A 13,313-nucleotide genomic window follows, 5' to 3' on the forward strand; every position below is an offset into this window, starting at 1 on the left:
GCGGTGCGGATCGTCCAGGTCGCGAACGCCTACGCGCCGCGGTCGGGCGGGATCCGGACCGCGATGCACGCGCTGTCGCGCGAGTACCTGGCCCGGGGGCACGAGCCGGTGCTGGTGGTGCCGGGCCCGACGGCGGACGTGCGCCGGGAGGGCGACGTGCGGGTGGTGCAGGTGGCTGCGCCGCGCGTGCCCGGGGTGCCGGGGTACCGGGTGGTGACCCGGCCCGGCCTGGTCCGGGCTGCTCTGGACTCGCTCGCCCCGGACCGGCTCGAGGTCTCCGACCGGGCGACCCTGACCGGCGTCGGGCTGTGGGCACGCGCCGCGGGAGTGCCGTCGGTGCTGATGCTGCACGAACGGCTCGACGGCGTGCTGTCGGCGTTCTGGCCCGGGGCGGGCAGCGGGGCGCGGCCGGGCCCGGCCGGGCGACGGCTCGCGCCCCAGGTCGCGGACCGGTGGAACCTGCGGACGCTGACGCGGTTCGACCGGCTGGTGGCCACGACCGGGTTCGCCGCGGGCGAGGTGGACCGGCTGGCCGACCGGCGGCCCGACGGCGGTCTGCCGCCGCTGCACCGCGTCCCGCTCGGCGTCGACCTGGAGCAGTTCTCCCCCGACAGGGCCGACGCCGGGCTGCGGCGCCACCTCGCGCCGTCCGGCGAGGCGGTGGTGCTGGTGGTGAGCCGGCTGTCCCGCGAGAAGCGGGTGGACCTGGCCGTGGAGGCGGTGGGCCGGCTCGCCGCCGAGGGGGTGCCGGTGCGGCTGGTCGTGGCGGGTGCCGGGCCGCAGGCGGCGGCTCTGCGGGCGCGCGCCGAACGTGTCGGGGTCCCGCACCTGTTCCTCGGCTTCGTTCCTGACCGCGACCGCGTGGCGACGTTGCTGGCGAGCGCCGACGTCGTGGTGGCTCCCGGTCCGATCGAGACGTTCGGGCTGGCTGCTCTGGAGGCGCTGGCCTCCGGGACGCCGGTGGTGTGCTCGGCCACCAGCGCTCTGCCCGAGGTGGTGGGCGACGCCGGGGTGGCGGCCGCGCCGGAGCCGCACGCGCTGTCCGTGGCGCTGGCGGACGTGCTCTCCCGTCCGGTCGCGGCCCGGCGTGCGACGGCGCGGGAGCGGGCGGAGCTGTTCCCGTGGTCGGCCACGGGCGCGGCGATGCTCACCCTGCACGGCGCGGACCCTGCTGGCACATCGTTCCCCCTCGGCGTTGTGGGTATGAGATCGACAGGCTCGCATCGATACGAAGCCGCCGATTTCATACCCACAGCGAGTGCGCGGGGAGTGGACGCGGCGGGAGGTGGACGGTGAGCAGCGGTCCCGCGGTCGTCGCGCTGGGTGACTCGATCACCGCGGGCGTGGTGGACGCCGTCGGGTCCGACGCCGCCCACGGCCCCGGGTGGGCGGCGCACCTCGCGCTCCTCGCCGGGTGCGGCTCGTTCGAAAACGTGGCGTCCAACGGCGCCCGCACCCGCACAGTCGTCGCGGAACAGCTCGACCGGGCGCTCGACGCCCGACCCGACGTCGCCACGCTGGTGATCGGGGGCAACGACGTGCTGCGCAGCGACTTCTCCCCCGCCGAGGTCGCCCGTCACCTCGGCACCTGCGTCGGCGCGCTGCGGGACCGGGGGGCAGCCGTCGTCCTGGCGACCCTGCCCTCCATCGGGTTGTTCGACCTGTGCCCCGGGCGCATCCGCCGGATCATGCGGGCACGGATCGACGCCGTCAACGCGGTGGTCCGCACCACGGCCGCCCGGTACGGGTCAGCCTCGGGCCGTCAGCCGGTGCTCTTCGACGTCGCCGAGGCCATCCGCCCCGCCGGGCTCGGCGCGTGGTACGTCGACCGGGTGCACCCCTCGCCGGCGGGACACCGGCACATGGCCGTCACAGCGTCGGGCGCACTGCAGGTCGCCCTCCCCGAGCTGGCAGCGCGCGGTCTGCGTGCCACCGACCCGGACGGCTCGCTCCGAGCGGCGCTGTCGCGGCTTCCCGCACCCCCACCGCCGCCGTCGGCATGGCAGCGCGCGGCCTGGCTCACCGTCGCCGGCGTGCCCTGGGGTCTGCGCCGCGGGCGCGACTTCCTGCCGGGTCTGCTGCGCGCCGTCGTCGACGATCTGCGCGGCGCCGGCCCGGGGCAGCTCGACCTGGACCTCGGGCTCGACCTGGCCGCGCTCTCCGGTCCGGGTGCCGGGCACGACGGCGTCGCGAGCGAGGCGTACGCGCGGACCTCCTGATCCCGCAGCGCCGATGAGTTCGCGGGACCACCACGGTCGGACCGGCACCAGCCGTCACCGACCGGAGGAACCTCATGACCGACACGAACGCCACCCTCGACCACACGTTCACCGCGCCCATCGGCGTCGACGTCAAGGGAGACACGTGGTCCTGCGTCGAGCTTGCCGGGGTGACCGAGCTGCTCGGGACCGGCCGGTCCGTCCGTGTCGACGCGCAGGTCGACGACGTCCTCCTGGAGAACGTCGGCCTCATGCCCACCGGGAGCGGCGGGCTGATGCTCTCGCTCAACGCGAGGCTCCGCAAGCGACTCGGCAAGGACGTGGGCGACATCGTGACCGTGCACCTCTCGCGCCGCCGCAGCTGACCGCACGACGACGGCACCCACCACCCGTACTGAGCCCCCGGGAGTGCTCGGGGCACCGGGCACGCCGGGCGCGCCGGGGCGATCGCTCGGCGCGCGAGGAGACCCGAGCGTGGCTAGCGTCGGCGGCGTCGACGAGGGAAAGGTGCACGATGACGCTGGACGGCAAGGTCGCGCTGGTCACGGGCGCGGGATCGGGCATCGGACGGGCGACGGCGGTGCGGCTCGCACGCGACGGGGCCACGGTTGTGCCGCTCGGGCACCGGCAGGAGAGCGCGGACGACGTCGCGCAGGAGATCCGGCGCGACGGCGGGACGGCGGTTCCGGTCTCGGCGAACGTGGAGGACGCCGCGATGATGCGCGACGTGCTCGCGCGGATCGACCAGGAGCTCGGCCGGCTCGACGTCGTCGTCGCGAACGCCGGGGTCAACGGGGTCTGGGCGCCGCTCGACGAGCTGGAACCGGACGAGTGGTCCACCACCATCGACACGAATCTCACCGGCACGTTCCACACCGTGCGGTACGCCGTGCCTCTGCTCGTGCGGCAGGGCGGCGCCGTCGTCGTGGTCGCGTCCATCAACGGCACGCGCACCTTCAGCAACTCGGGTGCGTCGGCGTACGCGACGAGCAAGGCGGGTCAGGTGGCGTTCGCGCGCATGGCCGCCGTCGAGCTCGGACCGCGCGGCGTCCGCGTCAACTCCGTCTGCCCCGGCGCGATCGACACCGAGATCGACGACAACACCGAGCAGCGGAACACCGACGGCCTCGGCGTGCGGGCCGAGTACCCGGACGGGGACATCCCGCTGACGGGCAAGGACCCGGGCTCGGCCGCGCAGGTCGCCGACGCCATCGCCTTCCTCGTGTCGGACGCCGCGAGCCACGTGACCGGTACCGAGGTGTTCGTCGACGGCGGGCAGTCGCTGATCGTGTGACGTTCGCGCCGGCGAGAGGTCCAGGAACGACTCGCCGAGCCGAGCTCCGTGCGGCGGTGGTTCGCGACCCGATCCCCGCGTGATCTGGCACTCTGGGCACCCCGACCCTGGAGGCCACCATTCATCGGAACACGATTCGCGGCGGCTCGTCCGAGACCTGGACAGGGTGGGTCACGGCGATCGGGGTCGGTCTCATGGTGGGCCTGGTCGAGCTGCCGGCCGCCTTCTTCGCCCTGATCATGGCCTGGGGTGGAGGTCTCCCGATCGCCGCCCTCGTCATGGGGTTCGTGCTGGTCGGCCTCGTCATCGCCTCCGCCGTGGCCATCCGTCGAGCGGGCGGAGAATCCTTCATCGGCCTCTTCGCGGTCCTCGTGGGGATCGTTCCGCCCCTCGTCCTCCAGGGCCCCGGAGGACTACCGGGTGGACGCTGGGCCCTGTCGATGGCGATCAGCGGTCTGCTCGCCACGGCGGTGGCCGCCCTCGGGATCCCGGCAACCCGCCGAGTGGCTGCCTTCGGCTCCGCCGTGGTGATCGGCATCCCAGCGGTGGTGGCAGCCGTGGTGGCTGTCGTGGGCGTTCTCGACGACTATGCGGAACGCGCGGCGGTCCTTGCGCGCCCCTACGAGCTCTCTGGTGACTATGTCGAGGCCTATCTGTCCACGGGGCCTGACGGATCGTCCATAGCGGTCTATGAGCTCGCGGACGGCGGAGAGATCCAGGTCGCTTCCACGGCATCGATCGACGACGATCCGCCGGACGGCGACTTCAGCATCGGGCCGTGCCACGAGGAGATCTTGGACAAGATACAGACCCGGTGGGTCGAGTGTGCTGTCGTGGACGCCCCGTGGCTCGTGCTCGAAGGACACGACGGTGCGACGCCGGACGACCTGGCCGCAGCCACCGAACACCTGGAGCCGATGTCGAAGTTCAGGTTCTACAGGTCGTTCGCGCGCGCGTACATCGAGATCATCCCGTGAGGGCTGACCGCCTCTCCCGCCCGCGGTGCACCAGCCGCGCTTCGACACCGCCTCGACGTGGAGGAAAGACATGACCGACCCCATGTCCCACCAGCGCACGCCACACCCGGCTGCGCACCTGTTGTGGACGGCTCCGCTCTGCGGTGTGCTGCTGTGCATCGCGGCGATGGTGTTTCTCAGGGCAGGCGGCGGCCCGTATGAAGGCAGCCGGCTGGTGCTCGTCGGCGAGATGGACACCGACGCTCTGTTCGCTGTGGCCTGGATCGTCGGGGCGCTCTGCCTTGTCATGCTGGGCATCGGCGGAATCGCCGGCCGGTCGATGGGCCTCCTGCCGCAGCGAGGAACGCGGCCCGCAGCGGTGGCCAGTCTGCTCTACGGGGCGCTCTGCCTGATCATCGGCCTGATCATGTACTTCGCGGCCGCATACCACGCCCCCCAGTACGACTTCCTCGAACTCGACCGAGCACCCGAACGGCAAGTCATCGTGGAGTCGCGCTTCACCTACGGCGATTCCGTCCAGTATGTCGTCTGGACTGGCGGCCCCTCGATCTACCAGCGGGTGGCTGACGTGTCGGTCCCCGTCGCCAAGTGCCGGGCCGCCCATCCTGACCCACCGTGCTACGACGTCGAGCACGAACCCGGCGAAGACGCCCTCCTCACCCCGACCGGACGCATCACCCTTCCGTGACGTTCCCGTCCTGCTCGTCGCGGTGACCGCGATGGCGGGCCGCCAGGCGGGGACACTCCGAGGCGCCGTACCAATAGCGGAGCACCGGAGGTCGGTGGAGGTCCGGGTCAAGGGTGGCCGCAGGCCATCGCGCAGCGACGCCGCAGGCGCCCTTGACGCGGGCCGGAGCCGACCGGATGCTCGGCGATCGGTGCAGGGCCGGAGCGAAAGCCGGCGCCACTTCCGCTGCCATGGCCGGTCATTCGCGGTAGCAACTTCGCTAGCATCGCCACCGTGGGAACATGGAACACCGGACCCTTTGACAATGACGATGCCATGGACCTCCTTGATGAGATCGCGTCGCCAGAGTTCGCCTTCGATGACCTTCAGTGGGCATTCGACGATCCTGAGTACCTTGGCTACGTTGGCGGCGTGTTCGCGATCGCCCTTGGGGCGCTCATCCGGGCGGTTCGTGGTGAGCCAGGCGCCGAGGCCCCGGAGGGGTTCGACCTCGCAACCTTCGCGGGCCACGTCACTGCCGAGCGAGTCGCATGGACCCGCGCTCAGATTGATCGTGCGTTGGCCGGAAGCAAGGAGTCTGAGCTGTACGAACTTTGGGAGGAAGCGCCGCGCCTTGACGAGTGGCTCCACGCCTCGCGTGCGGCGATCCCCTCTGACACGGGCGAGGCGCCCTGACGTCACTCGGCCGCCGTGTCGGCGAACGGTGCGAGGCCGGTCACCGAGCCACGGTGCGGCACGGCGCCCTACGATCTCACCATGCCAGGCGATGACCAACCGCACATCGGGCGTCATGCGCGCCGACGCGGTGAACCTGACCCTGGCACCTGGCGAAGCCGCCTCAAGGCCGTCGTCCATACGGACCTCCGCGAGCTCCGCGCGCTCCCCAGCGACGTCCGAGTAGTCGCGCATACCTCGTCCGACGTGCCTGGCGACCTGCTCAGGCGCCGGCGCCGGCGTCGCGGAGGACCGCAGGACGGAACGTAGGTGTGGGAGAGCATCGACGTAGCGTCGGCAGGGCTGAAACGAGGACCATCGAGGGCGGGCTCCAGAACATCGGGCCCGCCCTCCGTCACGCGCCAGGGCAGTCGTTCGGGTGGGGTGCGCGCAGCGAGCCTGCGAGCGGAGCGCGGGGCCCGGACCGAACGACTGCTCTACGCGCGGCGGAGCCGCGCGCTTGAGTCAGTACAGAAAGTCCTCACCGCACGACGTCGGTCGACATTGTCCTGTCTCTGGACCTTCTTGACACTCGTGTATCAGGAGCTGCTCGCCATCCATGTGATCGAGGGCTCTGGCGGACGGCGTTCAAGTCGGTTTGATCGTCGCTATGCGCGGTTAGCCTCTGCAATTGCCTACGTGCGCGCCGAAGGGAACGTGCCGAAACTCGCCAGCGTCACTCTTAGCGAAATGTCGCCGAGCGGATGCGTCGAGGCATCAAAGAAGCGGAGATTGAATCCGCGAAACTGATCGCAAAGTTCAGCTTTGCGATGCGCGACAGCCTCGTCGATGCTTGGCAGAACCGAGAAAGCGATACGTCGTCCGGCCCGCGGTCGGTTCTTGAGCGCATCACGTATGTGCTCGTCCTGGAGAGATAGAGAATTCCCAAACACGACAGCGTCGCTAATGTCGCTAGCTAGCCTGTCGAGGCAGTGACTCAGGTAGGGCGAGCGGCGTATGGTCCGTAACTTCTCTTCAGATGTGCCCTCTGAAACGAACAGCGGTCTGACGTCGGAGTCTGGGCTGTAGCGTGACACGATCTGGCGAAGACTGCGGCCGTCCCGGTTTGCCCACTTCCCATTTCTTCCCTCGTCGTCCTGCCACAGGTGAATTGCTCCATGAAGGTAGTAGAAAGTAGTCCGGGCGAACAAGCCAGGGTTGAATCTGAGTTCGTCCTGTCCAGAGAACAGGTCCGTCGTTCCCTGCGCCCGCTCACTCTTCATAATAGCCCAGTATAGGAGAAGATCGTAGTTCGTTGTAAATACGGACGAGTGCTGATTGACTTCCTCCGCAATCGCTACGGCGCGATAGTCGTCCATCCATGACCAATCCATATGCACTTCATTGACAGCGTTGAACAGGCCATCTCGAACGCCGCCGTACAGGGCGATTGTTTCGTCGACTGACAGGCCGAGCGCTTGCAGAACCACCTTTGCGTGGTGGATGTACTCCAGCGCTGCTTCAAAGTTTGTGCCGACATGCTCGAAGACCAGTCGGGCCTCGTCGCTTAGCGTGGCCTTTTCGAACAGACTGTCATACCCAAAGTCCGGCCATACGCTCATGCTCGCACCGTTGCCGAGGATGAGCGTCGGCCAGTCACCGTCGCGCCTGACGTCTACCCAGTTCTCCAGGCTCCCATCGATGGTCGTCACGATTCCGAGTCTAGGGAACGACGCTGCGGCGGTCATGCTCGCGTCCGGGTGAACCCTGATTCGTCAGGCGAGGGCGCGGCTGGCCAGGCAAAGGTGCGTCCCCCAGCGGCGGCGCGGGCAGTGGGTCCCCTAGCATCCATCGTGGGTCAGCAGCCACAATGGCGTGGTGACGGACTACGACCTGACCCGGCTCGGCACCACCGAGTTCGAGCGTATGGCCCAAGCACTAGCGGCCCATCGCCTCGGCGCCCACGTCAAGGTCTACGGAGCGGGCCGTGACGGCGGTCGTGAGCTGACCTACGAGGGACCAATCCCGACTCCATCGGGGCCGGTGACAGCGTATCTGGTCCTGCAGGCGAAGTACCGTGCTCGCACGCAGGGCACAGGCGCGGACGGTAATTGGTTCTTGGCTCAGGTGCGGCAGGAGCTCGGCGGATGGCGAGAGCGCAAGAAGGACCACACGATGCGCATACCTGAGCACCTACTCTTCGTCACTAACGTCGTCCTGACACCGGTTCACCAGGCAGGCACCAGAGACAAGTTCGACAAGCTTGTTAAGGAGTATGCCGACCTAGGGATCAAGCGGTGCGACGTGTGGGCCTACGACGACGTGTGCACCCAACTCGACAACGCGGTTGACGTCCGCCAGAACTACCTCGGCTACTTGCTCACTGGCGATGTCCTGGCTCGCCTCGTAGATCTGCTCGGTGAGGCGGTGACCGACCTTGCCGAGACTCTCACCGAGCACGCAACGATGCGCCTTACCAGCGAAAACAGGCTGCGGCTGACCGAAGCTGGTGACCAGGCGGACTCCCGGGCATTGAGGTTGTCCCAGGTCGTAGTCGACGTGCCAGCGTTCGTCTCGGGCAACGCAATTCTTGATCACGTAAAAGCGTTTGCATACATTCTTGCCCACGGTGACATGGTGTTGCGGCCTTCGCTCCGCCCGCCGGGTCAACCTCACCTTCTCGTCATCGGGGGGCCGGGCCATGGGAAGACGACAATTGGGTTGTTCCTGTCGCAGGTCTACCGGGCCGTGATGCTCGGCGACGGAGAACGCCTAACGGGAAAAGCAGCGGAGGTGCGGGACGAGACACTCGCGCGGTTACGTAAACTGGGCATTCCTGCGCCGCGGTTGAACCGCTGGCCCGTTCGTGTGGATCTGGCTGAGTACGCCGATGAGATTTCCGGGGGGCAGGACATCGGATTGCTGCGTTGGCTTGCCAGCCAGATTTCCAAGCACCTCGCGGACACCATCACCCCTCGTGCACTCAAGGATTGGCTTCGTCGCTGGCCGTGGCTGCTGATTTTGGACGGTCTCGATGAAGTCGCATCAGCGACAGCACGTGATGAACTGATGGATCGTCTCGGAGATTTTCTAGAGGAGGCGCACACCGTCGACGCCGACCTGCTGGTCATCGCAACTACCCGCCCCCAGGGCTACGGCGACGAGTTCCGAGCCAACGACTTTGCGAAAGTTGCTTTACACGACTTCGAACCACCTCAAGCCGTGGAGTATGCCGGTGATCTCGCGCGGGCCCGCCACGAGGACGACATCGAGTTGCGGGAGGCGGTCGTCCGGCGGGTGCAGGCAGCAGCCGATGAATCGGTGACTGCGCGGCTCATGCGCACGCCCCTCCAGGTCACGATCATGTCCCTGCTACTCGAGGGTCGTCAGCGCCCACCTCAGGACCGCCACGGGCTCTTCGAGGCGTACTTCCTCACCATCTACAAGCGCGAGACCGGCAAGTCCGGGCCATTAGCGCGCCTACTTGAGCAGCACGCCGCGGACGTTCGCGCCATCCACGAACAGGCCGGTTTTCTATTGCAGGTCCTTTCCGAACAGGACGGCGACGCCGAAGCTAGCCTCCCGGAGCAGCAGTTGCGCCGGGTCGTCCTCGACCGCTTGGCCAGCGAGGGCAACATCGGAGCCGACGCCGAAAGGCTGTGCGAGCAAATCCTCCGCGCTACCAGAGACCGGCTTGTGATGCTCGTACCGCGAGGCGCTGGACAACGTGTCGGCTTCGAGGTGCGTAGCCTGCAGGAGTACATGGCGGCCCGCGCCCTCGTGCGCGGCAGCGACCAGCAAGTCGTGGAACGCCTCCGCGTGGCTGCGCCTTCCTCACACTGGCGCAACGTATGGCTACTCGCGACCGGCGCGGTTTTCCGCGATAGAGAGCACCTGCGCAGCGAGATCCTCTCGACGATGCGCGCCCTTGATCTGAGCGACCTACTCGCCCAACTCGTTCCCGAAGGGCCAAGACTCGCCACTGCGCTCCTCGACGACGACGTCGCAGCCAGCGCGCCTAGGTTTCGATCTCTACTGGTCCAACACGCTCTCGAAGCTCTCCGGTGCGCCCCGCTTGACACCTCTCAACTCGCACGCGTCCTGGTGGACGCCGACAACGACGAGACACGTCCGTTGACTATTCGCGCCCTGGAGTCCTCCCTCGTCGCCGATCCTTCCTCCCGTGCGACCGCATCGCGCGTTGCCATCGCCATGAGCCAACACGTCGGGCCCTTGCCCGTTCGGGCGCGCCAATTGCGTTCGCGCCTAGACCCGGATGCCGTCGATCCCGTTCCTGTTAAGGGTGAGAGCCTGGACCTGACGACTCTAGGAAGCGTCCTGCCAAGAGATGCTGCGACCAAAGCACCCGTTGTCGAATTGCTCAAGACATTCGCAACGGTCGTCGCAATCCGTTACGGCGAGTCCGGCGCGTTGCATCGGGTCGCTGGTGGGCATATCAGGGACGAGGCTCAGAGGTTGGATGACGTTGTTCGCGATCCGTCCGCGCGAGACGACCTTGCCCTTGTGATCGACTCAATCGATCCGAAGGATTGGAGCACCCGTAGCCTTATGCTCAGGCTTGCTGCCAATGCTCGTGGACGCATCCCTGCCGGCCCCGAGCTTGTTGCACTTAACGCGCCGCCGTAACGCTCAACCCGGTGCGGGACGCCGTGACGGTGCGCAAGCCGCGACGTGACGAGGTCCGTGCCCTCGGGTTGGAGGACATCGCCTTGCTGCGCAAGGCCGTGCGGGAGTGGGAGGACCGTCCCGCGCTACCCCGCGGTCGGCGGAACATCACGCTGCTGCCGCAGATCGTGGACACGATGCTCGGCACGGGCCTGCGGATCGGCGAGTGCCTGGCGCTGCGGGAGGCGGACCTCGCCCTCGACGCCGCGATCCCGACGCTCACCGTCACGGGCACCATCGTCCGGGTCGAGGGCCGGCTGCTCCGGCAGCCCAAACCCAAGTCGGACACGTCGCGCCGCACCATCACGCTGCCGGACTTCGTCGTCGCGGCCGTCACCGAGTCGCTGGACCTCGGGCTCGACGGCGGGCCGGAGGACCTCGTGTTCCCGACGACCAACGCGACACCTCGGTCGCCGAGCCGGATCCGCGACCAGCTCCGCGACGCCCAGGCCGCCATTGGCACCAAGGTCACGCCGCACGACTTCCGCCGCACCGTCGCCACCCAGATCGCCAACTCGACCACTATCGCCAACGCGACCGCGCTGCTCGGTCACGCCGACGAGGGCACCACGGTGCGGCACTACGTGAAGCGGACCCACGTGGCCCCTGACCTGCGGACGGTGATCGATCAACTCGTCACCCAGGCTGCGGCGTCGGGCATCCCGGAAGTGAAAACGGAGTACGGGGAACGACGAAGGGCCCCACCCGCAGGATTCTGCGGGTGGGGCCCTTCGGGTGGCGGTAGCGGTGGGATTTGAACCCACGGTGGCTTTGACACCACACAGCATTTCGAGTGCTGCACCTTCGGCCGCTCGGACACGCTACCTCGCCGGATGAACCGGCCCACCGAGGATACCGAAGGTGCGCGCTCGGACGAAATCCGGTCCGCTGCGACGTCCGTCACCTCGGCGGTCGGTCCCCGTGGCCGGACCGCGCGCCCCGCCGTCGTCCCTGTGAGGTACGGCGGAGCGCGCGGTCAGGCCGCGCGGGCCGCACACACGTCAGACGCAGGGCAGCCCCGCGTCCCACGCCCCGGTGACCGACGTCCCGGGCACCTCGCCGCGGGTCCACCACATCGCGGTGTGGTTCACGCCGGCCCGGGAGACGACGTCGCCGGAGGTGTAGGTGGCCGACGCGTCGAACGCGGCGCCGCACTGCTCGGGGCCCACCGGGTTGTCACCGTGCTCGCCGATCGCTCGCCACGGCCCGTACGTGGACGCCCCGGGCTCCTGGTTCCGGGTCCACCACTTCGCCCGGTACTCGATGCCGTCGTGGGACACGACGTCGCCGGAGGTGTAGACGCCGGTGGCGTACCAGGGCGCCGCGCCCTCGCCGTCGACGCGCGGTCCCGGAGCCGCAGCGCGGAACGTGTCCGCGAGCGCCCCGCCGAGCTCGTTGCGGTAGTCCCCGGCGATGTCCCAGAAGTAGGCGCCGCCGTACCCGTTCTCGGCGAGCCACTCGGCCTTGGCGGTCACGGACCGCGGGGTGTCGAGGCTCCACCACTGGTCGCCGTCCCACCGGTAGGCGGCCACGGCCTCGGCGTCGTAGTACTCCTGGCCGAGGGCGTGCAGCTCGGAGTAGTTCTTCACGCCGATCGCCGCCTCGGCGGGCGCCCCGGGCGTGGGGTCGTCGACGCCGGACCAGCCCTGCCCGTAGGCGGCCAGTCCCAGCACGATCTGCTCGTCGCGGTAGCCTGCGGCGCGGTAGGCGCCGAGCAGCCCGTCGGCGGCGAGACCCCAGTTGGCGTCCTGGTCGGGGGCGTCGGGCCAGGAGTAGGGGTGCAGGTTGCCCTGGTGCCCGGTGCGGTTCGCGACCCAGGTGCCGTGGTAGTCATACCCCTGGATGTTGAGGAAGTCGACGACGGCGGCCAGCCGCGGGTCGACCCAGCCGCCCTGCGTGCGCGGTGCCCAGCCGGCGGGGGCGAACCCGGTCAGCAGGTAGTCCTCGCCGTCGGCGGCGGCGCGCTCGTCGAGCTTCTGCCGGAACAGCTCCATGAGGTCGAGGAAGTTCGCCTGGTCGACGTCGGGGTTCGGCGAGGCGTGCTCACCGGTGGCGGCGGGCCACTCCCAGTCGATGTCGAACCCGTCGAAGATCCCGGCGGCGACGCCGTCGCCGCCCTGGTCGCCGTACACCGGCAGGTTGCCGTCCAGGTAGACGTCCAGGCAGGAGTCGACGAGCCGCTCGCGCCCCTCGGCGGTCGACGCCGCCTCGGAGAAGTTGTCCGACCAGGTCCACCCGCCCAGCGAGACCATGATCTTCAGGTCCGGGTAGATCTCCTTGAGCTTGCGGAGCTGATTGAAGTTGCCGGCGAGCGCCTGCCCCTCGACGTCGGCGACGCCGTCCACGGAGTCTTCGGCGCCGACGAGGCGCAGGTAGTCGTTCTCGGGGTCGCCCTCGGGCTGGCCGGGGTCGACGCCGTCGTCGGGCGTGACAGCGTCGCTGATGTCGCACACGAGGTCGCTGGTGACGTTGCCGAACGCGTAGGTGAGGTGCGTGAGGTCGGCGGCGGCGCTGGTCGTGACGAGGTCGGCGACCTCGTAGTCGTGCCCGTCGCCGTTCGCCCAGGCGGGGAAGTAGCCGAGCGTGGTGTAGCCGTTGACGCCGTCGGCGTCGTGCGTGGACGAGCCGTCGGGTGCCGCGGGTGCGGGTTTGGCGGCGACGGCGGCCGGTGCGACGGCGAGCGCGCCGGCGGCGAGCCCGACGGCGGTGGTCGTGGCGGTCAGGGTGCGCAGGACGGGTGATCGGCGGGACGTGCGCTGTCTCATGGGAGCCTCGCTGCTTCCTCCGGGTCGGGC

At 69.0% G+C, this 13,313-nt stretch carries 11 protein-coding genes and 1 tRNA gene; 9 read left to right on the forward strand and 3 right to left on the reverse strand.

Annotated features, from left to right (window positions below):
• Positions 1-3: 3 nt before the first annotated feature.
• From ACIQLL_RS14720 to ACIQLL_RS14750, 7 genes are all read left to right on the forward strand, one after another.
• Positions 4-1,296, forward strand: coding sequence for a glycosyltransferase (locus ACIQLL_RS14720; RefSeq protein ID WP_402468620.1), 1,293 nt, complete (start codon positions 4-6; stop codon positions 1,294-1,296).
• Positions 1,293-2,219: an SGNH/GDSL hydrolase family protein gene (locus ACIQLL_RS14725; RefSeq protein WP_402468622.1), complete on the forward strand. Its 927-nt coding sequence runs from the start codon at positions 1,293-1,295 to the stop codon at positions 2,217-2,219. Before ACIQLL_RS14720 ends, ACIQLL_RS14725 begins: the two co-directional genes overlap by 4 nt.
• 74 nt (positions 2,220-2,293) lie before the next feature.
• Positions 2,294-2,584 (forward strand): DUF1905 domain-containing protein, encoded by a 291-nt coding sequence (locus ACIQLL_RS14730; RefSeq protein ID WP_402468625.1) that lies wholly within the window; start codon positions 2,294-2,296, stop codon positions 2,582-2,584.
• 149 nt (positions 2,585-2,733) lie between these two features.
• On the forward strand, positions 2,734-3,513 hold the full coding sequence (locus tag ACIQLL_RS14735) for an SDR family oxidoreductase (protein ID WP_402468627.1): 780 nt from the start codon (positions 2,734-2,736) through the stop codon (positions 3,511-3,513).
• A gap of 194 nt (positions 3,514-3,707) precedes the next feature.
• Complete coding sequence (locus ACIQLL_RS14740) at positions 3,708-4,490, forward strand: hypothetical protein (RefSeq protein WP_402468630.1); 783 nt, start codon at positions 3,708-3,710, stop codon at positions 4,488-4,490.
• A gap of 70 nt (positions 4,491-4,560) precedes the next feature.
• On the forward strand, positions 4,561-5,178 hold the full coding sequence (locus tag ACIQLL_RS14745; RefSeq protein WP_402468632.1) for a hypothetical protein: 618 nt from the start codon (positions 4,561-4,563) through the stop codon (positions 5,176-5,178).
• A gap of 273 nt (positions 5,179-5,451) precedes the next feature.
• Positions 5,452-5,853 (forward strand): DUF4259 domain-containing protein, encoded by a 402-nt coding sequence (locus tag ACIQLL_RS14750; protein WP_402468634.1) that lies wholly within the window; start codon positions 5,452-5,454, stop codon positions 5,851-5,853.
• Positions 5,854-6,527: 674 nt separating this feature from the next.
• Here ACIQLL_RS14750 and ACIQLL_RS14755 read toward each other — a convergent pair.
• On the reverse strand, positions 6,528-7,544 hold the full coding sequence (locus tag ACIQLL_RS14755; RefSeq protein WP_402468636.1) for a DUF4917 family protein: 1,017 nt from the start codon (positions 7,542-7,544) through the stop codon (positions 6,528-6,530).
• Between the two features lie 166 nt (positions 7,545-7,710).
• Here ACIQLL_RS14755 and ACIQLL_RS14760 point away from each other — a divergent pair, with 166 nt between their 5' ends.
• Complete coding sequence (locus tag ACIQLL_RS14760; RefSeq protein WP_402468638.1) at positions 7,711-10,479, forward strand: NACHT domain-containing protein; 2,769 nt, start codon at positions 7,711-7,713, stop codon at positions 10,477-10,479.
• Between the two features lie 11 nt (positions 10,480-10,490).
• Entirely contained in the window at positions 10,491-11,276 is a 786-nt protein-coding gene (locus ACIQLL_RS14765) for a tyrosine-type recombinase/integrase (RefSeq protein ID WP_402468640.1), read from the forward strand.
• Here ACIQLL_RS14765 and ACIQLL_RS14770 read toward each other — a convergent pair.
• Together ACIQLL_RS14770 and ACIQLL_RS14775 are read right to left on the reverse strand one after the other, a co-directional pair.
• Positions 11,255-11,344, reverse strand: a tRNA-Ser gene (locus ACIQLL_RS14770). The genes ACIQLL_RS14765 and ACIQLL_RS14770 overlap by 22 nt on opposite strands.
• 175 nt (positions 11,345-11,519) lie before the next feature.
• Positions 11,520-13,283 carry a glycosyl hydrolase family 18 protein gene (locus ACIQLL_RS14775; RefSeq protein ID WP_402468642.1) on the reverse strand — a complete coding sequence of 588 codons (1,764 nt, stop codon included), beginning with the start codon at positions 13,281-13,283 and terminating at the stop codon, positions 11,520-11,522.
• Between the last annotated feature and the right edge of the window lie 30 nt (positions 13,284-13,313).

This window comes from Isoptericola aurantiacus, from assembly GCF_044769875.1.
In the GTDB taxonomy this organism is placed as follows: domain Bacteria; phylum Actinomycetota; class Actinomycetes; order Actinomycetales; family Cellulomonadaceae; genus Isoptericola; species Isoptericola aurantiacus.

What these genes read in the sequence shown, in the direction of transcription:
- ACIQLL_RS14730 (WP_402468625.1), top strand. Translation starts at nt 2,294, where the DNA reads ATGACCGACACGAACGCCACCCTCGACCACACGTTCACCGCGCCCATC.
- ACIQLL_RS14735 (WP_402468627.1), top strand. Translation starts at nt 2,734, where the DNA reads ATGACGCTGGACGGCAAGGTCGCGCTGGTCACGGGCGCGGGATCGGGC.
- ACIQLL_RS14740 (WP_402468630.1), top strand. Translation starts at nt 3,708, where the DNA reads ATGGTGGGCCTGGTCGAGCTGCCGGCCGCCTTCTTCGCCCTGATCATG.
- ACIQLL_RS14745 (WP_402468632.1), top strand. Translation starts at nt 4,561, where the DNA reads ATGACCGACCCCATGTCCCACCAGCGCACGCCACACCCGGCTGCGCAC.
- ACIQLL_RS14775 (WP_402468642.1), bottom strand. Translation starts at nt 13,283, where the DNA reads ATGAGACAGCGCACGTCCCGCCGATCACCCGTCCTGCGCACCCTGACC.